Annotated in this window: 26 protein-coding genes; 16 read left to right on the top strand and 10 right to left on the bottom strand. The window is 30.2% G+C overall.

Features of this window, described 5'->3' with window-relative positions:
- Window positions 1-7: 7 nt before the first annotated feature.
- The 3 genes from KO494_RS09580 (at window position 8) to KO494_RS09570 (ending at window position 4,566) form a co-directional block, all read left to right on the top strand.
- Window positions 8-1,396 (top strand): sulfatase, encoded by a 1,389-nt coding sequence (locus tag KO494_RS09580; protein ID WP_215967382.1) that lies wholly within the window; start codon window positions 8-10, stop codon window positions 1,394-1,396.
- A gap of 59 nt (window positions 1,397-1,455) precedes the next feature.
- On the top strand, window positions 1,456-3,297 hold the full coding sequence (locus KO494_RS09575; protein WP_252730363.1) for an arylsulfatase: 1,842 nt from the start codon (window positions 1,456-1,458) through the stop codon (window positions 3,295-3,297).
- Window positions 3,298-3,405: 108 nt separating this feature from the next.
- Entirely contained in the window at window positions 3,406-4,566 is a 1,161-nt protein-coding gene (locus KO494_RS09570; protein ID WP_215967381.1) for a carboxypeptidase-like regulatory domain-containing protein, read from the top strand.
- Window positions 4,567-4,721: 155 nt separating this feature from the next.
- On the opposite strand, the gene KO494_RS09565 is transcribed toward KO494_RS09570, so the two are convergent.
- Complete coding sequence (locus tag KO494_RS09565; RefSeq protein ID WP_215967380.1) at window positions 4,722-5,825, bottom strand: formylglycine-generating enzyme family protein; 1,104 nt, start codon at window positions 5,823-5,825, stop codon at window positions 4,722-4,724.
- Window positions 5,826-6,246: 421 nt separating this feature from the next.
- Here KO494_RS09565 and KO494_RS09560 point away from each other — a divergent pair, with 421 nt between their 5' ends.
- The 4 genes from KO494_RS09560 to KO494_RS09545 all read left to right on the top strand — a co-directional run bounded on the left by KO494_RS09560 (window position 6,247) and on the right by KO494_RS09545 (window position 9,655).
- Window positions 6,247-7,017, top strand: coding sequence for an ABC transporter permease (locus KO494_RS09560; RefSeq protein WP_215967379.1), 771 nt, complete (start codon window positions 6,247-6,249; stop codon window positions 7,015-7,017).
- A 3-nt stretch (window positions 7,018-7,020) separates the two neighbouring features.
- Window positions 7,021-7,800, top strand: coding sequence for an ABC transporter ATP-binding protein (locus KO494_RS09555; protein WP_215967378.1), 780 nt, complete (start codon window positions 7,021-7,023; stop codon window positions 7,798-7,800).
- Between the two features lie 17 nt (window positions 7,801-7,817).
- Window positions 7,818-8,789 (top strand): MlaD family protein, encoded by a 972-nt coding sequence (locus tag KO494_RS09550; RefSeq protein ID WP_215967377.1) that lies wholly within the window; start codon window positions 7,818-7,820, stop codon window positions 8,787-8,789.
- A 98-nt stretch (window positions 8,790-8,887) separates the two neighbouring features.
- On the top strand, window positions 8,888-9,655 hold the full coding sequence (locus KO494_RS09545; RefSeq protein ID WP_215967376.1) for an RNA polymerase sigma factor: 768 nt from the start codon (window positions 8,888-8,890) through the stop codon (window positions 9,653-9,655).
- Between the two features lie 56 nt (window positions 9,656-9,711).
- Here KO494_RS09545 and KO494_RS09540 read toward each other — a convergent pair whose 3' ends face one another.
- From KO494_RS09540 to KO494_RS09500, 9 genes are all read right to left on the bottom strand, one after another.
- Window positions 9,712-10,176, bottom strand: a complete 465-nt coding sequence (locus KO494_RS09540; protein ID WP_215967375.1) for a pyridoxamine 5'-phosphate oxidase family protein — start codon at window positions 10,174-10,176, stop codon at window positions 9,712-9,714.
- Between the two features lie 309 nt (window positions 10,177-10,485).
- On the bottom strand, window positions 10,486-11,394 hold the full coding sequence (locus KO494_RS09535; RefSeq protein ID WP_215967374.1) for a mechanosensitive ion channel family protein: 909 nt from the start codon (window positions 11,392-11,394) through the stop codon (window positions 10,486-10,488).
- Window positions 11,395-11,404: 10 nt separating this feature from the next.
- A complete protein-coding gene (locus KO494_RS09530) occupies window positions 11,405-11,701 on the bottom strand; it encodes a chaperone modulator CbpM (RefSeq protein ID WP_215967373.1) in 297 nt (98 codons plus the stop codon).
- Between the two features lie 2 nt (window positions 11,702-11,703).
- Window positions 11,704-12,591, bottom strand: coding sequence for a DnaJ C-terminal domain-containing protein (locus KO494_RS09525; protein WP_215967372.1), 888 nt, complete (start codon window positions 12,589-12,591; stop codon window positions 11,704-11,706).
- Entirely contained in the window at window positions 12,592-12,804 is a 213-nt protein-coding gene (locus tag KO494_RS09520; RefSeq protein ID WP_215967371.1) for a hypothetical protein, read from the bottom strand.
- A gap of 83 nt (window positions 12,805-12,887) precedes the next feature.
- Entirely contained in the window at window positions 12,888-13,562 is a 675-nt protein-coding gene (locus tag KO494_RS09515; protein ID WP_215967370.1) for an ABC transporter ATP-binding protein, read from the bottom strand.
- Entirely contained in the window at window positions 13,562-14,824 is a 1,263-nt protein-coding gene (locus KO494_RS09510; RefSeq protein WP_215967369.1) for an FtsX-like permease family protein, read from the bottom strand. Before KO494_RS09510 ends, KO494_RS09515 begins: the two co-directional genes overlap by 1 nt.
- Window positions 14,824-15,903 carry an efflux RND transporter periplasmic adaptor subunit gene (locus KO494_RS09505; protein ID WP_215967368.1) on the bottom strand — a complete coding sequence of 360 codons (1,080 nt, stop codon included), beginning with the start codon at window positions 15,901-15,903 and terminating at the stop codon, window positions 14,824-14,826. Before KO494_RS09505 ends, KO494_RS09510 begins: the two co-directional genes overlap by 1 nt.
- Window positions 15,900-16,298 carry a hypothetical protein gene (locus tag KO494_RS09500; protein ID WP_215967367.1) on the bottom strand — a complete coding sequence of 133 codons (399 nt, stop codon included), beginning with the start codon at window positions 16,296-16,298 and terminating at the stop codon, window positions 15,900-15,902. Before KO494_RS09500 ends, KO494_RS09505 begins: the two co-directional genes overlap by 4 nt.
- Window positions 16,299-16,677: 379 nt before the next feature.
- Between KO494_RS09500 and KO494_RS09495 the strand changes: the two genes are divergently transcribed.
- The 9 genes from KO494_RS09495 to KO494_RS09455 all read left to right on the top strand — a co-directional run.
- Window positions 16,678-17,523 (top strand): universal stress protein, encoded by an 846-nt coding sequence (locus KO494_RS09495; RefSeq protein ID WP_215967366.1) that lies wholly within the window; start codon window positions 16,678-16,680, stop codon window positions 17,521-17,523.
- 18 nt (window positions 17,524-17,541) lie between these two features.
- Complete coding sequence (locus KO494_RS09490; RefSeq protein ID WP_215967365.1) at window positions 17,542-18,384, top strand: universal stress protein; 843 nt, start codon at window positions 17,542-17,544, stop codon at window positions 18,382-18,384.
- Window positions 18,385-18,395: 11 nt separating this feature from the next.
- Window positions 18,396-19,229 carry a universal stress protein gene (locus tag KO494_RS09485; protein ID WP_215967364.1) on the top strand — a complete coding sequence of 278 codons (834 nt, stop codon included), beginning with the start codon at window positions 18,396-18,398 and terminating at the stop codon, window positions 19,227-19,229.
- Between the two features lie 27 nt (window positions 19,230-19,256).
- Complete coding sequence (locus KO494_RS09480; RefSeq protein ID WP_215967363.1) at window positions 19,257-20,087, top strand: universal stress protein; 831 nt, start codon at window positions 19,257-19,259, stop codon at window positions 20,085-20,087.
- A gap of 14 nt (window positions 20,088-20,101) precedes the next feature.
- Window positions 20,102-20,944 (top strand): ATP cone domain-containing protein, encoded by an 843-nt coding sequence (locus KO494_RS09475; protein ID WP_215967362.1) that lies wholly within the window; start codon window positions 20,102-20,104, stop codon window positions 20,942-20,944.
- 12 nt (window positions 20,945-20,956) lie between these two features.
- Window positions 20,957-22,330 carry an MBL fold metallo-hydrolase RNA specificity domain-containing protein gene (locus tag KO494_RS09470; RefSeq protein WP_215967361.1) on the top strand — a complete coding sequence of 458 codons (1,374 nt, stop codon included), beginning with the start codon at window positions 20,957-20,959 and terminating at the stop codon, window positions 22,328-22,330.
- A gap of 110 nt (window positions 22,331-22,440) precedes the next feature.
- Complete coding sequence (locus tag KO494_RS09465; protein WP_215967360.1) at window positions 22,441-22,890, top strand: Hsp20/alpha crystallin family protein; 450 nt, start codon at window positions 22,441-22,443, stop codon at window positions 22,888-22,890.
- Between the two features lie 66 nt (window positions 22,891-22,956).
- On the top strand, window positions 22,957-23,412 hold the full coding sequence (locus tag KO494_RS09460; protein WP_215967359.1) for a hypothetical protein: 456 nt from the start codon (window positions 22,957-22,959) through the stop codon (window positions 23,410-23,412).
- 570 nt (window positions 23,413-23,982) lie between these two features.
- Window positions 23,983-25,713 (top strand): hypothetical protein (locus tag KO494_RS09455; protein WP_215967358.1); only part of this gene is annotated, 1,731 nt, incomplete at its 3' end.

Below are 25,713 nucleotides of genomic sequence, written 5' to 3'. Positions count from 1 at the left end.
TTCGAAAATGAGAATACGTTTATTAAAGAATATGCCATTAGCATTAGTTTTAATTACTATGATTTCTTGTAATAACACTAAAAAAGAAGTTGTAACCGTAAAAGAAGATACTAGGCCAAACATCATTTTTGTTTTTGCTGATGATTGGGGATATGGAGATTTAGGTGTTTATGGAAACACCGAAGTATCTACACCAAACTTAGATAAAATGGCTTCTGAAGGTACCAGGTTTACACAGTTTCATGTTACAAGTGGTGTTTGTTCTCCTAGTAGATCTTCGGTCTTAACAGGTCATTTTCCAGCAAGACATCAAGTGCATGGTCATTTTGCAGGAAATGAAGTAAATGCTAGACGTAATATGCCAAATTATTTGAATGATTCCTTGCCTGTTTATCTACCACAAACCATGCAAAAAGCAGGCTATAAAACAGCACATTTTGGAAAATGGCATTTAGGAGGTGGTGGTAAACCGCATGGCGATCCTTCTGCTCCCGAACCTAAAACATATGGTTATGATGAGACTAGAGTTTGGAACGGAAATGGACCAACTTGGAAAGGCGATCAAAAATGGCCAACCACACGATTTATGGATAAAGATACCTTATGGGTACAAAGTTCTAGTAAAATTGCGGTTGATGAAACAATCGATTTTATCAAAAGAAATAAAGGCAAACAACCCATGTTTGTAAACCTTTGGTTAAAAGATCCACATACCCCTTTATGGCCTTCCGAAGAACAACGCAAATCCTTTAAAGGTTTATCGCCTAGTAAAGAAACTTATTATGCGGTTTTAAAAGATGCCGATTATCATATAGGAAGATTATTAGCATCGATATCCGAAATGGGATTAGATGAAAATACCCTAATTATTTTTTCAAGTGATAATGGTCCTGCAGGATGGGGACCTTCAAAAGAAGCGGGTTCTACAGCAGGTTTAAGAGGTAGAAAAGTGGATATTCTTCAAGGAGGCGTCGTGGTACCTTTCATTGTAAAATGGAAAAATCACGTACAAGAAAACAAAGTAGACTCTACAAGTGTACTTTCTACTGTTGATTTATTACCAACATTTGCAAGTTTAGCAGACACAGAATTACCAAAAGATTATGCCATTGATGGTGAAAATATTAGTTCTATTTTAGAGAATACTAGTTTTAATAGAGCAAAACCTTTATTTTGGGAATGGCGTTTTCCAAAAGAGCATACAAATCATTGGGCGCAAGGTGCTGTTAGAAAAGGAGATTGGAAACTCTTATTTAATGAAGATATTAATAAAGAAGAATTATATGATATTTCTAACGATCCGTTTGAGAAAAATAACCTAGCAGAAAATAACAAGGTAATAGTTCATGAACTTAAAAGCTTGTGGAAAGACTGGAAAAAAGACTTGCCTAAATAGATTGAAAATTTTTCAGTAAAAACAAAGACGCATTATTTACTTTTAAAAATAGAATCAAAATGAATAAAAAAATAGCATTACTAATTGTTCTTGTCGGAATTACATTTTCATGTACTTCTCAGGCTAAGAAAACAACAACAAAAGCTTCCAAAGAAAAGCAACCTAATGTCATTGTCATTATTACAGATGATCAAGGGTATGGCGATTTAGGTGCTCACGGAAATACATTGGTTAAAACACCTGCTTTAGATAAATTTCATGACGAATCTGTTCGATTAACAGACTTTCATGTTGGTCCAACTTGTGCACCTTCAAGATCTGGTTTAATGACAGGTAGATATGCCAATAGAGTTGGGGTTTGGCATACCATAGGTGGTGTTTCCATTTTAAGAAATGATGAGGTAACAATGGCCGATGTTTTTAAAGAAAATGGTTATGAAACTGCAATGTTTGGTAAATGGCATTTAGGAGATACGTATCCCTCTAGACCTCAGGATAAAGGTTTTAAATACACGATTGCTCATGGTGGTGGTGGTGTAGGACAAACACCAGATTATTGGGATAATGATTATTTTGATGATACCTATTTTAAAAATGGTGTACCTACAAAGTTTGAAGGATATTGTACCGATGTTTGGTTTGATGAAGCCATAAAATACATTGAAGATAAAAAGGATGCACCATTTTTCGCTTATATTTCTGCTAATGCGCCACACCTTCCATTTAATGTGCCAGAAGCCTATTATAATCAATATAAAGATTTAGACATTCCGGAGTTTCAAAAAATATTTTATGGAATGATTACCAATGTCGATGACAACTTTGCGAAACTTCAAAAGAAATTGCAAGATTTAAATATAGCAGAGAATACGATTGTTATTTTTATGACAGATAACGGCACTGCTTCGGGTTATAAAACAGTAGGTGGTAAATTATACGGATTTAATGCAGGAATGAAAGGAACAAAAAATAGCGAATATGAAGGTGGACATAGAGTACCATTTTTTATATCGTATCCAGATAAGAATATTGAAGGAGGTAGAGATGTTACCGATTTAACTGCACACTTAGATATTTTACCAACCTTAGCTACTTTATGCGGATTAGAATTACCAGAAAGACAAAAGGAAATGGATGGTTCCGATATTTCTACCCTTCTTTTAGGAACGGAAAACACCATAGGTAGAGATTATCTCATTACCGATTCTCAGCGTGTACAAAGTCCTATAAAATGGAGAAAAAGTGCCGTGATGTCAGACAAAATGCGATTGGTTAATGGTACAGAATTGTATGATATTTCTAAAGATCCAGGACAAGAGCATGACTTAGCAGCACAGTTTCCTGAAAAAGTAGAACAAATGCGAGGCTATTATAACGAATGGTGGAGTTCTGTTTCTACGGAATTTAATCAGTTTCCAATTATTGTTTTAGGATCAGATCAACAAAATCCAATAGAATTAACCTGTCATGATACACATGTGCATGATTCTAAAATTCCATGGAACCAGAATTATATTAGGGAAGCGCAAAAGAATCCGGTTGGAGGTGAATTTACCGTAGCCTTTGAACAATCTGGAACGTATACGATTGAATTGAGCAGATGGCCTTTTGAAGCTGATTTAGCAATAAATGCAGCTGTTGCCGGAAAAGAAGGCACCATTTCTACGGAAGCTATTACAGAAGGTAGAACAATGAATTTTAAATCTGGTGGTGTAAAAATTGGAGCTTGGGAACAAACTAAAGCTGTAGAAAAGGACGCAAAAGTAATAAGCTTTAAAGGTAATTTCACCAAAGGAAAAACGGATATGAGTGCTTGGTTCACAACTGATGAAAATGAAGATTGGGGCGCTTTTTATATTAGAGTGACTCGAATATCTAAGGAGTTCTCTTTAATAGATTAATAAGCTTAGAGATTGAAAAAATACTTGATTTTATCCTTTTTTGATTTTTGAAAATGGATATGAATTAAAAAAAAACATTATATGTATTTATTAAAAAAAACTATTTTATTGTTCATTATAACTTTATCTGTAACTACACTCTATTCGCAAGACATATTGAAAATAGAAGGTGTTGTTTTAGATGAAACTAGTCTTGGAGTTTCCTATGCTGCCATAGGTATTCCATCTAAATGGATTGGAACGTCAAGTAATGAAGATGGGGAGTTTTTATTAGAACTCTCAAAAAAAAACTTATTAGATACTCTAGAGGTTTCAAGCATAGGTTATATAACCTCTAAAATTTTAGTTGAAGACTTTTTGGCATTAAACGAAAAAGTAATAACCTTAAAAGAAGATATTGTATCGCTTGATGGAGTTAACATAATGAACCCATCTCATTATGTGCAGTTGGCCTTTAAAAACTTAAAAAATAATACCGTAAGCGCAACGCACGAACTAAAGGTTTTAAATCGTTTTTTTACTGTTGAAAAAGAAAAGGCTAAATTTCTTATTGAGCATTACATAAAAGTGAAAGATAAAGGTCCAAGTAGTGGTGATGTTAATCGTATAGAAATTGTAGAAGGAAGAAAATCGGTAGATTACAGGTATTTTCCTAATGTCAAATTAAAACGCACGTATCCTATTCATCTTATGACCCAAATGGACCCACTAAGAAATGGTATTCCTTATAAAAATTATAAATGGTCTAAAATAGGAGACACATCGTACGATGGTGAAGATATTATTATCATTCAAGGCCAAAAGGATAGCAATAAACGACGCCCTTACCAAGATCCAATTTTATACATTGGGATGGATACTTATAAGGTATATAAAACGACCAACGAATCTGCTACACTTGTGTATCTGTATAAAAAGAACAAGGACGGAAAAATGTATTTAAGCTATCATAATTACTTTACAAGACAGTATCACGAACTAAACAAAGCGCAACAGTCAATTTTAAAAACAACAGATGACAAATTTAAAATATCTGTGAGAAATGAAGTTGTCGTTTTAGGTATAGAAACTGATAAAAATAAAATTAAGACTAAAAGTTCTAACGTTTACCAAAAAAACATAGAAGATATTAAAGTGGAATACAACTCGATTTTTTGGAAGACCTTCAATTTTCCACCGCCAACAGAATTCTACAAACAAAAGGTTAAAGACTTGGAATCCATTGACGGTGTGCCATTGGAAACTCAATTTAATTTGGCTAACAACTAATTAAAACGACCTGAATTTTGACCATATACTAGTGCCAAATTTTTCATTTACAATATAATTTCACGCAAGGGCATTTGTCGATTGTTCCATATAAAAAAGCAGCAATATTTAATAAATATTGCTGCTTTTTTAGTTATGTATAAGAAATAAACTAGTTATTCATTAGAAGCTAACATTTGTGGTGTAGCCACTGTTCTAAAGCCCATATGATCGGATCCTGAATCTACAGAAACACCCATTTTTGCCGAAATTCTAAAACTAGCACAATAAGACGCATGACATAAAAACGAACCACCTTTCATCACGTGTTCTACTTGATACGGATTATTAGGGTTAAAATGAGTTTCAGCTCCTTTAGGATTTACAATAGGTTTAGAGGAGTCTAATTCACTATAATGTTTTACATTAAAGAAATCACTAGTGATTTCCCATACATTTCCAGCCATATCGTATAAACCAATACTATTTGCAGGATAGGATTTTACCGGAGAAATAAATTCAAAACCGTCTTGAGGCTCATTTCTTGTAGGAAACACCCCTTGCCAAGTATTAGCATGCGCATCTAGTTTTGCAGCATCATTGCCCCAAGTAAAGATGGTATTTGTGTTTTTACCTTGGGCTGCAGATTCCCATTCTGCTTCAGTTGGTAAACGTCTATTAGCCCATTCACAATATGCTAAAGCATCTTGATATGCCACATGAACTACTGGGTAATTGTCTTTTCCTTCAATAGAAGATTCTGGTCCTTCAGGGTGTTTCCAGTCTGCACCAGTTCTCCATGTCCACCATTGGCCATAGTTTTCCATGTTTACAACAGCATTAACACTTTTATTGAAAATTAAACTGCCAGGTTGTAAAATAGAATCATGAGGTTTTGGTGTATTGGGAGGTAATTCTTTTTTCATTTCTTCCCAATCAATCTCACGTTCTGCTATGGTTATATAGTTTGTAGCTTCAACAAATGCTTTGAATTGTTTGTTGGTAACTTCTGTTATATCCATAAAAAAACCATCCACAGTAACCCAATGTGCAGGCTTTTCTCTTGACATGGCATAATTATCAGATTCTTTAGCGCCTTGTAAAAAAGTTTTCTCCTCTACCCAAACCATGCCTTCTGGGGTTTCGATTTTTGACGTTAGATCCGCTTTAGCTTCAGGTGCTTTTTTATGTTCTTCCTTTTTACAGCTAGAAACTGATGAAAACAGTACCAAAGCGAGTGAGAAATAAGCTAAATTTTTTTTTATGTTTTGATAATACATTTTATTTTAAATATAATTAGTTGTAATCTTATGCTAGTTTTATAATGATTTTGTTGAAGATAAATTCTTTAAAGACCCTATTGTTTTCTTTGTAAATACATCTATTTAACAAAAGTTTTATTGTTTAATAATTAGGATGTAATTTAAAAAATAAACTGTGAAATAAATGAACTTTTCTAAACCAATTTTTAAAAGTTTAAAAAATGCAAAAAGCATCCTTTTTAATGATGATTTTTATAACGTATCTAATAAAAGAACGTATGATAAAAGCTATGTTTTAAAACTCTTTATTTAAGGTGTTTAAATCTACAAGTAAATCATGCTTCCTTCCCTTATTATCTTTGTATAAAAAAATATTCTATGATTTAAATCATTATTAAAGTGCTATTTTCTTACTATATTTAGATTTAAATATTTAATAATGAGTAGTTCAAGTGGTTTAAAGTCTTTTTTTGTAGAAATTGGAGAACTCACGCTATTTGCAAGCCGATTTTTTAAAGAAGTATTTTCCAGACCTTTTGAAGTAAAAGAACTCCTGAAGCAATGTTATCATATAGGTAATCGTTCTATTTTGTTAGTTGCAGTTACAGGGTTTATTATTGGTTTAGTAATGACTATACAAACCAGACCAACCTTAGAAGGTTTTGGTGCAGAATCATGGATGCCTTCTATGGTAAGTCTTTCTATTATAAGAGAAATAGGACCAGTAATTATTGCTTTAACTTTTGCAGGCAGAATCGCTTCAGGCATTGGTGCAGAACTAGGCTCTATGCGTGTAACAGAGCAAATTGATGCTATGGAAGTTTCTGGTACAAATCCGTTTAAGTTTTTAGTAGTTACTAGAATTGTTGCTGCCACTCTTATGCTGCCACTTTTAGTACTTCTTGGCGATGCTATTGCTCTTTTAGGTTCTTATATTGTAGAAAATATTAAAGGAGAAGTTTCCTTTGTGCTTTATTTTAATAAAGTGATTAAAGTTTTAGAGTTTAGTGATCTTTTACCTGCAACTATTAAAACCTTTTTTTTCGGATTTGCAATTGCATTAGTTGGTTGTTTTAAAGGCTATACCTGTAAAAAAGGAACGGTTGGCGTAGGAGCTGCTGCTAATTCTGCAGTGGTGTTTTCTTCTATGTTATTGTTTGTAATAGATTTTATAGCAGTTTTTGTAACCGATATATTTTTTGATCTTTAAGTTATGCACACAAAACAAAACATACAAACACTTTCGGGTACCAGTAACAAGAAGTCGGTAATCTTAGAAATTAAGGACTTAAGAAAAAGCTTTGGAGATAATCATGTTTTAAATGGATTTAATTTAGAATTGTTTGAAGGAGAAAATCTGGTGATTATGGGTAAATCAGGTTCTGGTAAATCGGTGATGATAAAATGTTTGGTAGGCTTACTACAAGCAGACTCAGGAACGATTAAAATAATGGATCATGAGATTAATACTTTAAATCAAACCGATTTAGATACTCTAAGAACAGAAATAGGTTTTTTATTTCAAGGTAGTGCTTTGTATGATTCTATGACTGTTAGAGAAAATTTAGAATTCCCTTTACGAAGACATAAAAGCAAATTAGGCAATGCAGCAAATATAGATGAGTTAATAAAGGAGGCACTAGAAAATGTAGGTTTGTTACACGCCATAGACCTAATGCCAGCAGAACTTTCTGGCGGCATGAAAAGACGTATTGCATTAGCAAGAACCTTAATACTAAAACCAAAAATAATTTTATATGATGAGCCAACAAGTGGTTTAGATCCTATTACCTCTAAAGAAATTATTGAGCTTATGCGAAACGTACAAAAACAATACAAAACCTCTTCGTTAATTATTACGCATGATGTAGATTGCGCTCGTGTAGTTTCAGAACGTATTATATTGTTAGTAGATGGTATTAATTATGCCGAAGGTACCTTTAATGAATTAGCAACATCAAAAGATGCACAAGTAAAAGCATTTTTTAAGTAGTTTAAATGTAGCATATTATGGATAAAACAAAAAATCAAAAATTAAGATTAGGAATCTTTGTTATTCTAGGGTCTCTGCTTTTTATTGCTGCCATTTATTTTATTGGTGAACGCAAAAATCTATTTGCAAAAACCTTTACTATTAATTCAGACTTTAATAATGTAAATGGTTTAATGCAAGGTAATAACGTGCGTTATTCTGGTATTAATGTAGGTACAGTTAAATCTATTTCAATGATTAATGATTCTACCATAAATGTAAGTATGCTTATTGAAGAAAAAATGATGAGTCATATAAAAAAGAATGCTATTGCAACCATAGGATCTGATGGATTGGTAGGTAATATGATAGTGAATATTACTCCAGGAGCAGGCAATGCAGCTGTTGTTTCTTCAGGAGATACTATTAAATCTTACTCTAAAATAGGAACTAATGAAATGCTGAATACCTTAAGTACAACTAATGAAAATGCAGCATTACTTACCTCTAAGTTGTTAAATATAACCAATGCTATAACAAGTGGTAAAGGTACATTGGGTATGCTTATTAATGATACTATTGCTTCTAACGAGTTAAAACAAACCATACATTATTTAAAATTAACAAGTTTAGAAGCCAATAAAACCATGCAGGAAATTAACAGTATTGTTGGTGCTTTAGATGTAGAAAATAGTGTTGCAGGTGTTTTGCTTAACGATTCTATTCAGGCTCAAAAAGTAACAGAAATGATTGCTAATTTAAATCAGTCAAGTGAAGATATAAAAAAGGTTGTAAATAATTTAAACGAAACAATAACTGGTTTTAAAGAAGGAGAAGGCGCATTAAATTATATAACCAAAGATGAAGAGCTTGTAGAAAGTTTGAAAGAATCTATTAAAAATATAAATCAAGGTACAGATAAGTTTAATCAAAATATGGAAGCATTAAAACATAATTTTTTAACGCGAGGGTATTTCAGGAAATTAGAACGTCAAGAAAAAAAGAAATAAAAAACGAAGGTTAAAAACTGATAATTAGTGTTTTAATATGACTTATGTCATTTTTATTGTGATATCTGTTTGTTAATTTTAATGCAAATATAAAAATCATGAAAACAGATATTAACTTTTATCAAAACAAAAATGAGTATCGCTTATTAGTAAAGCAATCTTACTCCAGTTTAATTAAACTTAAAAATGAAGGAGATAAAAAAGCCTTTAATGATTTAGTTTTAAAAATATTACCAACCTTAAGAAATTACATAAATAGAGGTTTACGTGTTTTTATTAGTAAAGGGAATTTTTCTAAAGGAAAGTATAAAGCAGATGATATTATAGATCAGCTTTTTATTGAAATTTTTGACCACATTGAAGAGGTAGAAAAAGCAGATGCATTTTATGCTTGGTTATATTTAAAAATAGATGCATTAATGGATGATATTCAAGTAGAAGAAGAATTTAACGATTTCTTTTTTAAGAATATAGATGCTTATTCGAAACCAGAATGGGATGAAATGCAAGAAAAGTATAGTACAGATGGAGATGGTGATTTAATGTTAATAGAAGAATTAGATGATATTTCTTATAATCATAACGACTATGATTTAAATGCTGTATTTATTGAAGATAACGAAGTAGCATTTATAAATGCTATAGATAAAAACTTAAATCAAGAAATAGTAAATAAACATACCGCATTAGTGCTTCATAATTTACCTTACGCTATGCGTCATGTTTTTGAGTTATTTACTAATGAACATTTGTCTTTACAAGAAATAGCATTCATTAAAAAATATTCACTAACAGAAGTTAAAGAGTTATTGCATGATGCAAAACAAGCCTTACAGGTTAGTTTGTTTAATAGATACCTCAATTAACATATTGAGATAGTAAAATAAAAAAGGAGCTAATGGTTTAGCTCTTTTTTTTGTTTTTAAGCTTTGAAATCTAATCGCTTTTTACCTGTTATTTCTTCAATTTTTATAACAAAAACAGCAGGTATATCATCTTTATATATTTTACTAGAAAAATCACTTATAAAATTAGCTTTGTTTTGCTCTTTCTCCATAATAATATCTTTAATACCTAAAGAAAATTTATGTAAGTATGCTTTAGCATTACTAGCAAAATGTTGTTCAAAAGTACCATGAACTAAAATAGATTTCCAATTGGTAACACTATCTACATCAGAAACAAGTAAAGAAATAGTTGGGTTTTTGCGCATGGCATTCATTTTATGTCCATCTCCAGAATAGCATATTATAGTGTTAGATTCTTTGTCAAAAAAATACGTAATAGGTACTACAAAAGGCTTGTTGTTAAAGATATAACCAAGTTGCCCTATGTAGTTATTCTCTAAAATGTAATCGATTTCTTTTTTTTCTAAATTTTTAAACATAGCCTTTTGTGTTAATTATTAGTTGGGTTTATTCTTATTTTATAAAAAATTACCAGCATCATCTAAACTCACTTTAATACACTTGTCTCCATTGGTTAAGATACGTTTGTGCTTTTTTGTGCTGTTTCCACTTTCATGATAATTTACTAAATATAAATCTTTTGTAATACTCCATTGCAGAATTTTTTTTGAAACTGCATCTACAACAGCTTTTGGTAAATCAATATCTTTAAATTAAAATAGCTTTCTTTATAACTTATATTAAAGTAGTACTAATTAATGATTAAAACAATGATAATTATCAACTAATTATGTGGTCTTGTTTTTTGTATTTATCTGTATTTCAGGTATTTTTATTAGCTCTATGGTTTCAGAAGCTAAAATAACTTTGCCATTTGTAGCTTCAATTTCTTTTCTAATTAAATCGTTTAATATGTGTTTAGTATATCGTCTTTTTTTATAATCTACTATATATCTTAAATTAAATTTAATCCAATTATCGGTTAGTGTGGTTGCTAAGGTAGGATCTACTATTGCGTCTTCAATATAATATTTATTTACCACAGATTCCCATTGCTCTTTAGAATTTTTAGTGTAATCTGCAAGCGTATTTTTAGCAGCATTTATAATTATGGATTTGGCAAGTTCTATGTCTGAGCCATATCTTATTGGTAAATTAAACTCATCCCAAATAAACGGGAAATCTTGTGAGTAATTGTAAACAGGGCCTTTAAAAACAAATGCATTACTAAGCTTTACAATTCTACCAGTATAATTGTCGGTTTCTACCCATTGACCAATCTCCATCATGGTGGTGTAAATACTATCTACATCAATAACATCTCCTTTTATTCCGTTAATTTCTATTCTGTCTCCTGGTTCATAGACTTTAACAATAAAAATATATACAGAGCCAGCAATACTTAAAATTAACTCTTGTAGTGTAAATGCTAATCCTGCAGAAAGTAAGCCAAGTGTTATTGTAAAGTCTTTAATGCTACCTGTAAAATACAAAATAGTGATAGCTGCAATAGTAAAATAGCCTAGTATTTCAATTCCTTTTTGCGACTTATATCTTATGGAAGTATTGTTTATTTTTCGTTTTAAAAATTTTCTAATAAACTGAAGACATAACAATATAAAAACTACTATAACAAGGTATTTAATAATACTTTGTATCAGCGGATATTCTTGAAGCCATTGTAGTATTTTGTCCATTATTGTTTATTTATAAATCTTCATAAAGCCTTAATTTATTATGAAGTGTTGTTATTTCGTTTTGCAGGTTTTCAACACGTTGTAATAAATTATATACAGCATCTAAACCTTCTAAATTTATATTTAAATCAAAATGCAGTCGTATCATTTTTTCTACTTCGGTAATTTGTGTTGTTTTTATATAATTTACATTATTAGAAACCACAATTTCTATTAATTCGTACTCTTGTAATTCATTAATAAAAGTTGGTGGTACGTTGTAATGAGTACAAAAAGTTTTTATAGAAATTAAATCTGTTACTTCCATGATTATCTTAGTTTTTGAAGTTGCGTAAATAATTCTTTCTCTTTATCTGTAAGCTTTGTAGGTGTTTTTATTTGATAGGTTATGTATAAATCGCCAAATTGGCCTTCTTTTTTATATTTAGGAAATCCTTTTCCTTTTAGCTTTACTTTTGTTCCGTTTTGTGTTTCTGGTTTAATAGTTAGTTTTACTTTGCCATTAAAAGTATCTACCATTAAGTCACCACCAAGCATTGCTGTATACAAATCTAAATCTACATTGGTATACAAGTTGTCTTTGTCTCTTTTAAACTTAGAGTGGTTTTTAATAGCAAACTGTATGTACAGGTCACCATTTGGGCCACCATTAACGCCTTTTCCTCCATGGCCTTTAATTTTAATGGTTTGTCCGTTTTCTACGCCTGCAGGAATAGTAATACGTATGTTTTTATTATTAACAGTAAGTGTGCGTTTATGGTCTTCATACACATCTTTTAATTCTAGTTGTAGCTCTGCATTAAAATCCTGTCCTTTAAACCTTGCACTTCTTTGGCCACGACTAAAATCTTGACCACCAAACATGTTTCCAAATATATCTTCAAAATCTTTTTCACTATAGGTTCCAGATTGTCCTTGATAGGTTCTTTGTTGTTGCTGTTGTTGGTGTTTTGCTTGTTCGTAAGCTTCGGAATTTTGCCAATGCTCTCCATACGTGTCGTATTTTTTACGATTTTCAGCATTGCTTAAAACCTCATTCGCCTCGTTGATTTCTTTAAATTTTTTTTCGGCTACTTTATCATTTGGGTTTAAGTCTGGATGGTACTTTCGCGCTAATTTTCTGTACGCCTTTTTAATGTCTTTTTCTGAAGCCGTTTTGGCAATGCCTAACACTTTATAATAATCTATAAAAGCCATTTATTTTGATTTATGTGTTTTTATATGATGCTGTAATTCTTGTTTTAAAGTTTCTAAATAATCTTGTAAAACAGCAAGGTTTATTTCAGGATGTTTTTTAGAAGGAATAGTTATGGGCTCTTCTTGTAAAAAAGTATATAGTTCAGGATAATTTGTTTCTATATTACTAGTTAGCTGCGTAATTTGCGTGAGTAACTCTTGCGTTGTTTTCATGCTTTAATTTTTTTGTTATCTATAAATTTACAAATAAAAATACAGGAATGATATGATAAATGTTAGTTTTAAGTGGTTAATTGTTAGTTGATTATTCTGCCGTCTTCCATGGTGATAATTCGGTCTGTACGTTTTGCAAAATCTTCATCGTGTGTTACAATGAGTAAGGATAAATTTTGTTCTACACTTAGTTTTTTAAAAATATTAAAGACATTGTCTGCGTTATGGCTATCTAAATTTCCTGTAGGTTCATCACCCATAATTATAGATGGGTTATTTATTAGTGCTCTAGCAATTGCAACACGTTGTTTTTCGCCACCAGAAATTTGTGAGGCTTTTTTTTGTGCTAGCTGTTCTATGTTTAATATTTTAAGTTTTTGAAGTGCATTTTCTTCAATTTCTTTTAAGCTTTTTTCTCCTAATTTTTTAGCAGGAAGCATCACGTTTTCTAAAACACTAAATTCAGATAGTAAATAATGAAACTGAAATACAAAGCCAATATGCTTGTTTCGGGTATAGGATAATTTTTCTCTGCTATCACCAGAAAGTAATTGGTTATTTAAATACAAATTGCCTTTATAGTCTGTATCCATGGTTGATAAAATATACAAGAGTGTAGATTTTCCACAGCCAGATTTCCCCATTATAGAGACAAATTCGCCTTTATTAATTTTAAAATTAATATCCTTAAGTACATGAAAAAGTACAGGTTTTTTAAAGTATTTGTTTATATTTTTTGCTTCTAAAACAATTTCCATTATTGGCCTCTTATTATTTTTACGGGATCTATTTTTTTAGCTTTTTGCGATGGTAAATAACCAGCAAAAAAAGTGGAGATTATGGCAAATACAATTCCTATAACATAAAACCAGGTATCAAAATTAATAGGGTAGGTTTCTACGTTTGGTAAAGCTTCTGTTTTAAAGGGAATTGTGCTTATTATATTGGTGAGAATTAATCCTATTAATAGTCCTAGAACACCTCCAATTATACCAATTATCATGGCTTGGCTCATAAAAATATATTGTACATCTTTGCCTGAAAACCCGATGGCTTTTAAGATAGCTATGTCATTCATTTTTTCATAAATAAGCATGTTTAATATGTTGTAAATACCAAAACCAGCAACTATTAACAAGGTTATAGAAACTGCGTAAGTAATAAGGTTTCTAATGGTTGTTCCTGTTTCAAATTGCGCATTTGCGGTATTAATATCTATAGCAGTTAAATTAAATTGTTTTTCTATTTTTTTAGATAACAAGAATGCATTGTCAATATTAAAAAGCTTAACGTTAATATCTGTTATATAATTATCGGCTTCTCCTAAAATACGCTGTACTGTTTTTAGGTTTACAAAACTTTGAATAGCATCAATATCTGCTACGCCACTTTGATAAATACCAACAATTTTTAAAGGGAATACATCTCCTTTTATGGTGCTAATCTGTATTCTGTCTCCTAATGTTAATGCCATTTTTTTTGCAATTCCAGAACCTAATAAAATACCGTTTTCTGTATTTTTAAGTTTCTCAGCAGAGCCTTCAACTATATAATCTTTAAGGTTAAATAAACTGGCTTCTTCTATAGGTTGTATTCCTGTTAAGTTACCTGCAATTTCAATGGAGCCTGCTATATAAAAAATTTGTGTTTTTATTTGTGGTATGGCGCCTTTTACTTCTTCCTTTTTATTTAAAAAATGAATAATAGGTAAGGCGTTATGTATTTTTTTTTGGCTTAATTTTGGTTTGATAGAATGTACTACATTAAAACTGTTTTTAAAATCATCATATAGAGAAATGGGTTGTTGTTTAGAAGGTTCTATTTCATTGTAGATATGTATATGTGGTGTTTGATTTAAAATTAAATCATCTAACATGGCGTTTAACCCTGTCATGAAACTCACCAAAGTAATGTAGGCGCCAATACCAAAAGTAACACCTAAGGCAGCAATTGCTGTTTGCTTAAATTTAGTTAGCAAGTGTGTTTTTGCAATGTTTAATATGATGGTCCAGTTTACCATTATTCTGGTTTGTATATATAGGTGTCTTTAGTAATGCCACTTAAAACTTCAATAAACTCCATATTTTCTAATCCTGTGGTAATGCTTACTATACCGTTTTCTGTTTTTACTTGATTATTGTTTATAAGATAGCTTTTCGGAATGGTTAAAACCTTTTCCTTTTTAGATATAATAATGTTAGCTTCACCAGAAAGTCCTGGATATAATACTTCTGGAGGATTTACAAAAACAGCTTCTACTTTAAAAGTTTGATTACGCTCATCTTTTTTAGGGTAAATTTTAGACACTTTGCCTTGCAACACTTTGCCTGTATATGCATCAAGAGTTATTAACACTTCTTGATTTTTTGTTATTTTTACAATATCTACTTCGTCTACCAGCATTTCAATAATAAAAGTAGAAGCGCTACCAATAGCTGCAACAGGTTCCATGGTGTTAACCAACTCGCCAGATGCTTTGTAAAGGGCATATACTTTTCCATTTATAGCACTTTTTACTGTAAAATCTTTAGTGCTAATTAATGAGGTTTGGTAATTGTTTTGTGCTTGTTTTACGCTTGTTTTTAATTGGTTTTTTGTTTGGTTATATTTGTTTTTAAGTAAAGTTAAATTGTTTTGTGACAGTTGGTAGTTTAACTCTTTTGCGTCAAAATCTGCTTTAGATCCTATGTTTTGTTTCCAAAGATTTTGTTGTCTAAAAAAATGAATGGAATCGTTTTTGTATTTTAAATTAGCAGCTTCAATTTCGTCTTTTATTCCAGCTAAAATAGCTGCACTACCATTGTAGTTTTCTTTAGCCAAATCTAAAGCAAGTTTTGCATTTTGGGTATTTAAAATGGGTGTGTTGTTTATAATTTGTGAGATGGCTTGATTCTTTTTAATGACATCACCTTCTTCAGTAAAGTTTTTTTCTAAAATACCTGCAACAGTAGCATAAGCTTGATACAAACTATCTGGTTGTATGGTTACAGAAGAATATACAGACTCGGTTACGTTTTGCTCGGTAGGTAAAATTTTGTCACTTGTTTTATTACAAGATAAGACTAGTGTTAAAAGAATAAGTAGATAGTGTTTTTTCATGCTTTTTTTAATTCTATTTCTAGTTTTGCTAGCATAATTAATTCTGATTTGTTTTTGTCTGAAAAACTACTAGCAATAGCATTGGCTGTTTGTAAAATTAAGTTTGTAATGGTACTGGTAAATAAATGTGCTTCTTTGTTTTTGTAGCGAACAAAATCTTGATACAGTACTTCTGGGTCTTGGTTGTTTTCTTTGTGTAGCCTATTAAAAGTAAGTATAATTTCTTGTAAGGCATTTATATCTAAAAAGGAAACCGCTTGCCATTGTGATTTAATACTATTTTTTAATACTAGAATTTCCTTTTTTTCTACTTTTTTATCAGCAGCAGCAATTGCATAAAATAGGCTTCCTACGTTTTTAAAAAATAAAGAAGTAAAGTTTTTATTCTTTTCCATAATTGCATTCTAGTTTATTTAGTACAAGTTAATGATTTGTTGTTTAATAAATCATGATAAAAATCAGTTCTAAAATGTTTGTTTAAAAAAAAATAAGTTTTTGGGGCTAATAAGTAAAAACTGACAAATGTCATAGTTAATGCTTTTGTAATCAGGTATATTTATTATGTAATTTAAGGAGTATATGTTGAAAGGCATTAATTAAATTACGTGCTATTAGTCAATAGAAAGCCAAATGAAAGTTTGGCTTTCTTATACATAAAATAGATACTGTTTTTTGCTTTAATGATATTTGTCATATTTTTTTAAAGGAAACCGCTGTATTTTTAACTCGCTTAAAATAAGTGAGTTAGTGTAAATGTAAATAAAAACTTTAATTATGGTTAAAATATTGATTCCAACAGATTTTTCAGATAATGCAATGAATGCAATTAAATATGCATTAGAGTTTTTTAAATATCAAAGAGCAGAAATTTATTTCATGCATGCTTATGAAGCAGAAGTGTATAATCATGAAGATTTATTAAATAGAAAAGATTTTAAACATATTGTAGAACGTGTTAAAAAGCAATCTGAAGAAAATTTAGAAAGCCTATTAGTTAGTGTTAAAGCAATTTCTCCAAATCCAAATTTTCAATACTTTACAGTATCGGCATATAACTCGTTATTAGATGAAACAGATTTATTAGTAGATGGTAAAAATATAGATCTTGTGGTTATGGGAACCAAAGGAAAATCTAATAGTAGTCATTTAACCTTTGGTAGTAATACCTTACAAGTTTTAAAATATGTGCAATGCCCTGTGTTGGCTATTCCAGAAAATTACAAGTACCAACAGCCCAAACATGCATTGTTTCCTACCAATTACTTAATACCTTACAAAAGAAGAGAATTAAAACTAGTATGTGATTTACTTACGCCTTACCGAACAAAAATAGACATGTTATATGTGTCTAAAAGTAATTCTTTATCCTTTAGACAAGAAGATAATAAAGCCTTTATAGAAGAAACCGTTTGTAAAAATAAATTAAGTTTTTATACTACAAACAATAAGAAAATTGATAGTGCAATTAATACTTATGTTGTTGATAATAAGGTAGATTTTCTTATCATGGTAAATACACAACACTCTTATTTAGAAAATATCATATTTCAATCTACAATAGATAAAATTAGTTTAAAAATAGCAATACCATTATTGGTTTTACAAAATCTAAGACGTTAATAAATAAAAATATATAGCATGAAAAAAATACTATTACCCACAGATTTTTCAGAGAACGCAATGAATGCTATTACATATGCATTAAGGTTGTTTAAAAAAGAGGAGTGTACATTTTATATTTTAAATACATATACTCCAGTGATATATCAAGCAGAATATTTGCAACTTAGTACAGCACAGTTTGGTTTGTTAGATACAGCAAAAGATATTTCTTTAAAAGGACTATCTACTGTAAAAGAAACTATTGATAAAAAGTTTACAAACCCAAAGCACACTATTAAAACTATTTCAGTTTTTAATAATTTAATACCAGAAATGAAAACGCTTATAGAGCGAGAAAATATAGATCTGGTAATTATGGGAACCCAAGGAGCATCTAATGTGCAAGGTGTATTGTTTGGTTCTAATACAGTACATGTATTTAAAAATGTAAAATCGCCAGTGTTAGCAGTACCAAGTGCATTTGAATTTGAACCACTACATCAAATTTTATTTCCATCAGATTATGAGGTAGATTTTCAAGATGAGCAAATAATGCCATTGGTAGCATTAGCAGATAGTTATCATGCAAGTGTAAATGTTTTGCATGTTAATTATGGTGAAACACTTTCAGAAAAGCAACAAAAGAATAAACAAAAGTTAGAAACGTATTTTAAGCATGTTTCTCATTTGTTTCATGATATAAAAAACAATAATGTAGTAGATGCAATAAATGATTTTCAGAAAAAAACGAATGTTAATCTATTGGTGATGATTAATAATAAACATTCCTTTTTTGAAAACTTATTTTTTCAATCTAAAATTAACCAGATTGGGTTTCATTTAAATATTCCTTTTTTGGTCATTCCTTCAAAATTATAATTAAAAAATAAATGAAATTAAACATTTTATTACCTACAGATTTTTCTGATAATTCTTGGAGTGCTATAGTATATGCTTTAAAATTATATACTAATGCTTCTTGTACATTTTATTTTCTGAATAGCACAGATAATAATAGATTAGAAAAAAGAACACATATTACAGGTCATTTTTTAGAAGACCTAGAAAACAAGGCAACCAAAGAGTTACTAGCTTTAAAAGAACAAGCTTTAGAGGCAAATGCTAATGTTAATCATGATTTTGAAATAATTGTTAGTGCAGAAAAATTAACCAAAGCTATAGCTAAAAGTGTTGCAGAATTTGCTGTTCATACTATAGTAATGGGAACACGAGGAGACTCTAAAAAAGATAATGTTTTTTTTGGTAGCAATACCGTATCTGTTTTAAAAAACATACATTCTTGCCCTGTTTTAGTTGTGCCAGATGAGTTTGATTTTGTAGAACCAAAGCACGTGGCTTTTCCTACAGATTACAATCGTTTTTACAAAGATAAAGAGCTTGAAGTACTAAGAGATTTGGCAGAGTTGTATAATTCTTCTATTAAAGTGGTTCATATTGAAGAAAAAAAAGAATTAAGTGAGGTGCAGCAATATAATATTAGTAAGCTTGATGTATACCTGCAAGAGGTTGAACACAGCTTTCATTGGATGCCTAATTATGCTAAAAAAACAACAGTAATAAACGATTTTATTAAAGAGTTAGATATTAATATACTAGCAATTGTAAATTACAAACACAGTTTTGTAGAAAATATAATTAAAGAACCAATAATTAAAAAAATAGGGTATCATCCTATAATTCCTTTTTTAGTAATACCAGAATAATTTCATATCTTATAAATAAAAAAAACTATGAGCAAAAATATTTTACTTCCTACAGATTTTTCAGATAACGCATGGAGCGCAATTACGTATGCATTAAAACTTTATGAAAATGAAAGCTGTACTTTTTATTTTATAAATTCTTTTAAGTCAGGATCAGGATCTATGTCTAGTTTGTCTAACAAATTATCGCGTGTAATGAAAGAGTCTGCTAATAAAGATATGCAAGAATTAAAAAGAAAAGCTAGAATTGTAGATGCTAATGAAAAACACAACTTTGAAACTATTTTAAGTTCAGAAAGTTTATTAGAAGCTATTCATACAGTAACCACAACTCATAAAATAGATATGGTGGTAATGGGTACAAAAGGAGCTTCAAAAACTAAAGAAATATTTTTTGGTAGCAACACCGTAAATGTCTTAAATAAAATTAAATCATGTCCGGTTTTAGCGGTTCCAGATGGTTATAGCTTTGTTACTCCTAGTCAAATTGCTTTTCCAACAGATTATAACAAACAATATACAGACAAAATTTTAAGTCCTATAAAAGCTTTAAGTGCGTTGTATCATTCTAAAATTAGAATATTACACATTGAAGAGGAAAAAGAATTATCTGAAACACAAAACACAAACATTAAAAAGTTAGAAAATGATTTATCAGGTTTTGATTGCAGTTTTCATTGGGTGCCAGGTTATGATCAAAAGACTTCTGTAATAGTAGACTTTATTAAAGAGTTAGAAATTAATATTCTAGTGCTGGTAAATAATAAACATAGTTTTATTGAAAATATTATTAATGAACCTGTTGTAAAGAAAATTGGTTTCAGCCCTATAATTCCGTTTTTAGTAATACCAGAATAATGTAAAGCTATACAATGGGTGATTTAGATATACATATTATAAAATCTTCGGGAGAAAAAGTAAAGTTCTCTTTAGAAAAATTACGCAACTCCTTACAGCGTACAGGAGCAAGTAAAAATTCGGTAAATAAGATTTTAAATGTAGTTAGAGATGAATTATACCAAGGTATATCTACCAAAGAAATTTATAACAGAGCATTTGCATTGTTAAAAAAAGAACATGGTCACTTTGCTTCTAAATACAAACTTAAAAAAGCAATATATGAACTTGGTCCAACAGGATATCCTTTTGAAAAATTTATAGGTGCTATTTTAACATATTCTGGGTATAAAACAAGTATAGGAGAGACTGTGCAAGGCGATTGCGTAAAACACGAAATAGATGTGTTAGCACATAAAAATAATACAACCACTATTGTAGAGTGCAAGTTTCATGGTGAGCAAGGACTTAAATGTAATGTAAAAGTGCCATTGTATATAAATTCAAGATACATAGATGTTAAGTCACATTGGAACAAAAATAAAAATAATACCACCCAACTCACTACTGGTTGGGTAGTTACCAATACACGTTTTACAGAAGATGCAATACAGTTTGGTACCTGTGTAGGATTACATTTGTTAAGTTGGGATTATCCAAAAAATGAAGCCTTAAAAGATAAAATAGATCGCTTAGGGTTGTATCCTGTTACAGTGTCTACTTTGCTAACAAACAGAGAAAAACAGTTTTTGCTAAGTCGTGATGTTGTGTTGTGCAGAGATTTAATAAACGATGTTTTCTTTTTAGATCATTTAGGTGTGTCTGAAGTAAGAAAAGTGAAAATTTTAAAAGAGATAAAAGCCTTATGTAATAATTAAAACCAGAAAAGGATGTCAGATTATGCTAAAGTAAGATTCTTAGGAGCAGCAGGAACCGTTACAGGTTCTAAATTTTTATTAGAGGCTTTTGGTAAAAATATCCTTATAGATTGTGGTATGTTTCAAGGGGTAAAAGAGCTGCGTGAACGCAATTGGGATAATCTGCCAGTTACCGTAGAAAACATAGATATTGTTTTGCTAACTCATGGGCATCTAGATCATGTTGGTTATTTACCTAGATTAATACAACAGGGTTTTAAAGGAAAAATAATTGGCACAGCACCAACCTTAGCTATTGCAGAAATTATATTAAAAGATAGCGCAAAAATTCATGAAGAAGAAGCAGAAAAAGCTAATAAAGAACAATTTTCTAAACACCACCCAGCGCTTCCTTTTTACACTGTTAAAGATGCAGAAAAAACCATCCTGCATTTTCAAGTAGAGGTACAAGATAAATGGATTTTATTTACACAAAATATTTCCTATCGCTTTCAGTACAATGGTCATATTATTGGCGCTACTTTTATTGAGTTAGATATTCACGGAAAAAGATTTGTTTTTTCAGGTGATATTGGTAGAACAGATGATTATTTACTCAATGATCCTAAAAAACCAGAATGGGCAGACTTTTTGTTTATAGAAAGTACCTACGGAAATAAATTGCATTCAGAAGAAGATGTAGAAAAAAAATTAGCAGACATAATAAACCAAACCTTACATAAAAAAGGAAACCTAATAATACCAAGTTTTGCGGTAGAGCGCTTGCAAACACTTGTGTATATGCTCTGGAAACTTTACAAAGAAAACAAAATACCTAATATTCCAGTTTTTGTTGATAGCCCAATGGGAAATAATGTATTAGAAGTTTTTAATAGATTTCCTAAATGGCACAAACTATCTCCTTCAGATTTTAATGCTATGTGTAACCATGTAAATATTATTCAATCTTACAAAGAAACCTGGCAAACCATTGATGATAAGCGCTCCAAAATTGTTATTGCAGGAAGTGGTATGGTTACAGGCGGACGCGTTTTAACCTATTTGCAACAATTAATAGATGTGCCTTCTACAACCGTTTTATTGGTTGGCTATCAGGCCGAAGGTACCAGAGGAAGACAATTGCAAGAAGGAGCACATGAAATTAAATTCTTCGGAAAATATTATCCTGTAAAAGCAGCCATTAAAAATATAGATAGCCTTTCTGCCCATGCAGACCAAAACGACCTGATAAACTGGATGCGTGCTATTAAAAATGTACCTGAAAAAGTATATTTAATTCATGGAGAACTTACAGCATTAGATGCTTTTAGAGTAAAAATAAAAGATACTTTTAATTGGAATGCAACTATTCCTAAACTTTTAGATGTAGAAAATAATAGCCTTTAAAATTTAATAAATATTTAACATAACTAACTGATATTTATCATGTTGTGTGTTTTTGTTGTTTTGTACCTTCATAGTATAATTAATTGTTTAATTTATAAATAAATAAAACTATGTCACTTATTAAATTTAACAACAGAAACAGATTATTCCCATGGAATAATGATAATTTAAAATCATTTTTAAACTCAGAAAATTTTTTTGATAATGATTTTTTAGATGATGAAAGTCTTATGCCAGCAATGAACGTAAAAGAGCATGACAAAGATTTTGAAATAGAATTTGCAGCACCAGGATTTAATAAAAAAGATTTTGATGTTACCATTGATGGAGATGTACTTAATGTTTGTGCCGAAAAAAACACAAAACAAGAAGAAAAAGAAGAAAACTATACACGTAAAGAGTTTAGTTATAGTTCTTTTAAAAGATCTTTACAATTGCCAAAAACGGTAAATACAGAAGAAAAAGTAAAAGCTACCTATGATGACGGAATATTAAAACTTAATATTTTAAAAAAAGAAGCAGAAAAAGGAGGAGCAAAAAAGAAAATAGAAATTCTTTAGTAAACATAATAAAGGCAGAATATAATTGTACAGATTGTATTCTGCTTTTACTCTAAAACAAATACTATGATAACTACAAAAACACAAGAAAAATACTTAGAATTAATGAATGCAACAGAAATGCATCAAGCTTCAAAAAAATGGTATTCCGAATTAAGTTTTATACAAGACGAACAGTTGTTTTTAGATGATTTAGTAACCACCTATACCATGCAACTAATAAATACAAAAGAATTTAATGACAATACAGAAATTGTAGATGCCTTAAATAGATCACAAAAAAGAAATGACGAACTTTTAAATATTGTGAAAACACATACTAATGATCTTGAGGTTTTGGTAGATAATATGAAACAGCCAAAAGAAGAAGCAGGTTATAAAAAAGAACACCAAGAACTTGTAAAAGTAATTAGTGAGTTTTTTATAGAATATAAAAACCTTAAAACACAATTGTTTCAAATTTTTAAAGACATTTTAAAAAACGAAAAACAAATACGTTTGTTAGATAGAGACTCAAAATAGGTTTTATTAAAAAATCAACATCTTTTTATGTTTCATTAGTATATAAATACATTTAAAACGTTTTAAAATATAAAAATAACTAGAAAATAGGTTAATTAGTATAATCTTGTACAGAGGCATTTCTATTAATAAAATTTATTAATACCTTAAAAGGTAATTATTGTTTTAATATAGGCTATAGCAATATGCAACCTATTTGCATTTACAACTCTAATAGATTTTTTTTAGAAGGTTTTATAGTTTCTGCAAAAAAAACACTTAAAACAATATTATTAGCTTCTGTCAAAGCATCCCTTTTTTTAATTTTATTAGTATACCTAGTATATTTAAAATTTTAAAAAAAAATACTAGTAAACATCTGTTTATTAGTCACTTATGTTGTTTTGGTTTTTCCTTTTAATCGTTTTATTTTACTGCATGTCGAGTTTTTTAAAATGATAAATTAAATAGTTCTACATTTAAGTTAGATGTGCTATTAATTTAAATCTTTTTAACATGAAACCAATCAATTCGAATTTTTTTTCAAGTATAGGCAAGTATGTGTCTATAGTAAACAAAGGATTAAATAGGATGAAAATATTTTCAATCCTATTTTTTTTCTTAACAGCTAATGTCTTTTCTAATGGTTTAACCACCCTTAAAAAGAAGAACCTTAATTTAGATTTAGTTATTAAAACCACTCCAACAGGAGATAAATCTAAAAACAATAAACCCAGTACAAAGCAAAGCTCGTTAAATTCACCAAGTATCGAGTGTCCTGATAATGCCAATAATGTATTTAGTTCGGCAGATGACATTGCATCATTTGTATTGATTGCAAAAGAAAAAATAGAACTTAAAGACAATAACTTAGTAGTTTCTGGAGCTTTAGGTGTTACTCAATCTAATGGAAGGGCCAAAATAAAAGACGAAAGTATTGTGTATAGTTTTGTCAAATCTCCCGAAATTGAGGTAGATGCAGATAGCTCTGTAGGAGCTTCAATCTTTGCCCAAGCAGTAATAACCTTACCTCCTTTTATAACTAACAATACAACAAATGATGATAGCGTAGATGTTGTAGTTGAAGAAGGAGAAGACCTTGTGTTGCCAGGAGATGTTTATGGTAAAATTGAAGTGAAAGAAGGGGGTACTTTATCTTTTACAAGCCCTGATGTTTTTATTGAAGAAATTAAAACAGAAGAAAATGCAACAATTATTTTTATTAATAAATGTGGTAATGTGTATTTGCAAAAAGGAATGGAGTTAGGTGAAAATAATACTTTTAATCCAAGACATAGAAATGTTACAATCTATGCAGATGATAAGGTTAAAATTAAAGAGGGTACAAACCTAACCGCTCGTATCTATGTTAGAGATAAAAAAATTGAGGTAAAAGGAGAAAGAGGTGAGGTAACCAATATGAATGGTATTTTTGTGGCAAAAGAAATTAAAGGCGAAGGTTATGTTACCTGGACACAAGATTTAGTGACTTTACCATGTGACCCTGTTACACCTCCAGAAGGCGCTTGCGACGAATGTGATGGTGGACTGGTAGAATTAACCATGCAATACAATGGTATGTCAAATGCTACCATTGTGGTGCTAAATAATGATGATGAAGTATTGTACCAAGGGGTGCATTCTGCTACTGATCAATTTACATTTGTAGGTAATGGAGATGAAAATAGAATGACTAATACTATTTATTTCTTTATTAATGAAGTAGAAGTAAATGATTTACATGTTAGTTGTTCACAACCTGTTGGTCCTGGATTAGAAATTGGAGATTTCGAAATAATTTCAGGAGCTAGTAGAAATGGAGGAGCCTTATGTCCTTATGTGGAAGAATGTGAATGTAAAGGTGGTTTAACAGAAATAACCATTGCTTACAGTGGAGGACCAGGAGCTATTTTAACATCAAGTTCTGGAATAATTACAGATAATGGAGATGGGACGTATACCATTACCGATAATGGAGAAAAATTAGATAGCAACTTAGATATATCTAACGGAACAACAACTGCAGAAATTCATACTTCTTGTTCTCAAAATATTCTAGGTGTTACTTTTTCTGGTGGAATGCAAGTAGTTCACTATACAGATACAGAAGGTAATAGTTCCGATTTAGTTGAAGGTTGTTCTTCTGTTGAAGTTCCTGGAGATTGTGAATGTAAAGGAGGATTAGAACAATTAATTGTCTCGTATAGTGGAGGACCAGGTGCAGCTTTAGTATCAAATTCAGGCACAGTAACAGATAATGGTGATGGTACCTATACTATTTATGATAATGGTAATAAACTAGAAAAAAACTTAGAGCTATCT

The sequence above is a fragment of the Lacinutrix sp. C3R15 genome, assembly GCF_018860825.1.
In the GTDB taxonomy this organism is placed as follows: domain Bacteria; phylum Bacteroidota; class Bacteroidia; order Flavobacteriales; family Flavobacteriaceae; genus Oceanihabitans.
This window is presented reverse-complemented; position numbering and strand designations above follow the sequence as displayed.

Bases quoted from the DNA above. Each gene is read 5' to 3' on its own strand.
- KO494_RS09475 (WP_215967362.1), top strand. From the start codon at position 20,102: ATGGGTGATTTAGATATACATATTATAAAATCTTCGGGAGAAAAAGTA.
- KO494_RS09500 (WP_215967367.1), bottom strand. From the start codon at position 16,298: ATGGAAAAGAATAAAAACTTTACTTCTTTATTTTTTAAAAACGTAGGA.
- KO494_RS09580 (WP_215967382.1), top strand. From the start codon at position 8: ATGAGAATACGTTTATTAAAGAATATGCCATTAGCATTAGTTTTAATT.
- KO494_RS09575 (WP_252730363.1), top strand. From the start codon at position 1,456: ATGAATAAAAAAATAGCATTACTAATTGTTCTTGTCGGAATTACATTT.
- KO494_RS09485 (WP_215967364.1), top strand. From the start codon at position 18,396: ATGAAATTAAACATTTTATTACCTACAGATTTTTCTGATAATTCTTGG.
- KO494_RS09565 (WP_215967380.1), bottom strand. From the start codon at position 5,825: ATGTATTATCAAAACATAAAAAAAAATTTAGCTTATTTCTCACTCGCT.
- KO494_RS09550 (WP_215967377.1), top strand. From the start codon at position 7,818: ATGGATAAAACAAAAAATCAAAAATTAAGATTAGGAATCTTTGTTATT.
- KO494_RS09560 (WP_215967379.1), top strand. From the start codon at position 6,247: ATGAGTAGTTCAAGTGGTTTAAAGTCTTTTTTTGTAGAAATTGGAGAA.
- KO494_RS09490 (WP_215967365.1), top strand. From the start codon at position 17,542: ATGAAAAAAATACTATTACCCACAGATTTTTCAGAGAACGCAATGAAT.
- KO494_RS09520 (WP_215967371.1), bottom strand. From the start codon at position 12,804: ATGAAAACAACGCAAGAGTTACTCACGCAAATTACGCAGCTAACTAGT.
- KO494_RS09535 (WP_215967374.1), bottom strand. From the start codon at position 11,394: ATGGACAAAATACTACAATGGCTTCAAGAATATCCGCTGATACAAAGT.
- KO494_RS09495 (WP_215967366.1), top strand. From the start codon at position 16,678: ATGGTTAAAATATTGATTCCAACAGATTTTTCAGATAATGCAATGAAT.
- KO494_RS09505 (WP_215967368.1), bottom strand. From the start codon at position 15,903: ATGAAAAAACACTATCTACTTATTCTTTTAACACTAGTCTTATCTTGT.
- KO494_RS09525 (WP_215967372.1), bottom strand. From the start codon at position 12,591: ATGGCTTTTATAGATTATTATAAAGTGTTAGGCATTGCCAAAACGGCT.
- KO494_RS09540 (WP_215967375.1), bottom strand. From the start codon at position 10,176: ATGTTTAAAAATTTAGAAAAAAAAGAAATCGATTACATTTTAGAGAAT.
- KO494_RS09530 (WP_215967373.1), bottom strand. From the start codon at position 11,701: ATGGAAGTAACAGATTTAATTTCTATAAAAACTTTTTGTACTCATTAC.
- KO494_RS09555 (WP_215967378.1), top strand. From the start codon at position 7,021: ATGCACACAAAACAAAACATACAAACACTTTCGGGTACCAGTAACAAG.
- KO494_RS09545 (WP_215967376.1), top strand. From the start codon at position 8,888: ATGAAAACAGATATTAACTTTTATCAAAACAAAAATGAGTATCGCTTA.
- KO494_RS09515 (WP_215967370.1), bottom strand. From the start codon at position 13,562: ATGGAAATTGTTTTAGAAGCAAAAAATATAAACAAATACTTTAAAAAA.
- KO494_RS09510 (WP_215967369.1), bottom strand. From the start codon at position 14,824: ATGGTAAACTGGACCATCATATTAAACATTGCAAAAACACACTTGCTA.
- KO494_RS09465 (WP_215967360.1), top strand. From the start codon at position 22,441: ATGTCACTTATTAAATTTAACAACAGAAACAGATTATTCCCATGGAAT.
- KO494_RS09470 (WP_215967361.1), top strand. From the start codon at position 20,957: ATGTCAGATTATGCTAAAGTAAGATTCTTAGGAGCAGCAGGAACCGTT.
- KO494_RS09480 (WP_215967363.1), top strand. From the start codon at position 19,257: ATGAGCAAAAATATTTTACTTCCTACAGATTTTTCAGATAACGCATGG.
- KO494_RS09460 (WP_215967359.1), top strand. From the start codon at position 22,957: ATGATAACTACAAAAACACAAGAAAAATACTTAGAATTAATGAATGCA.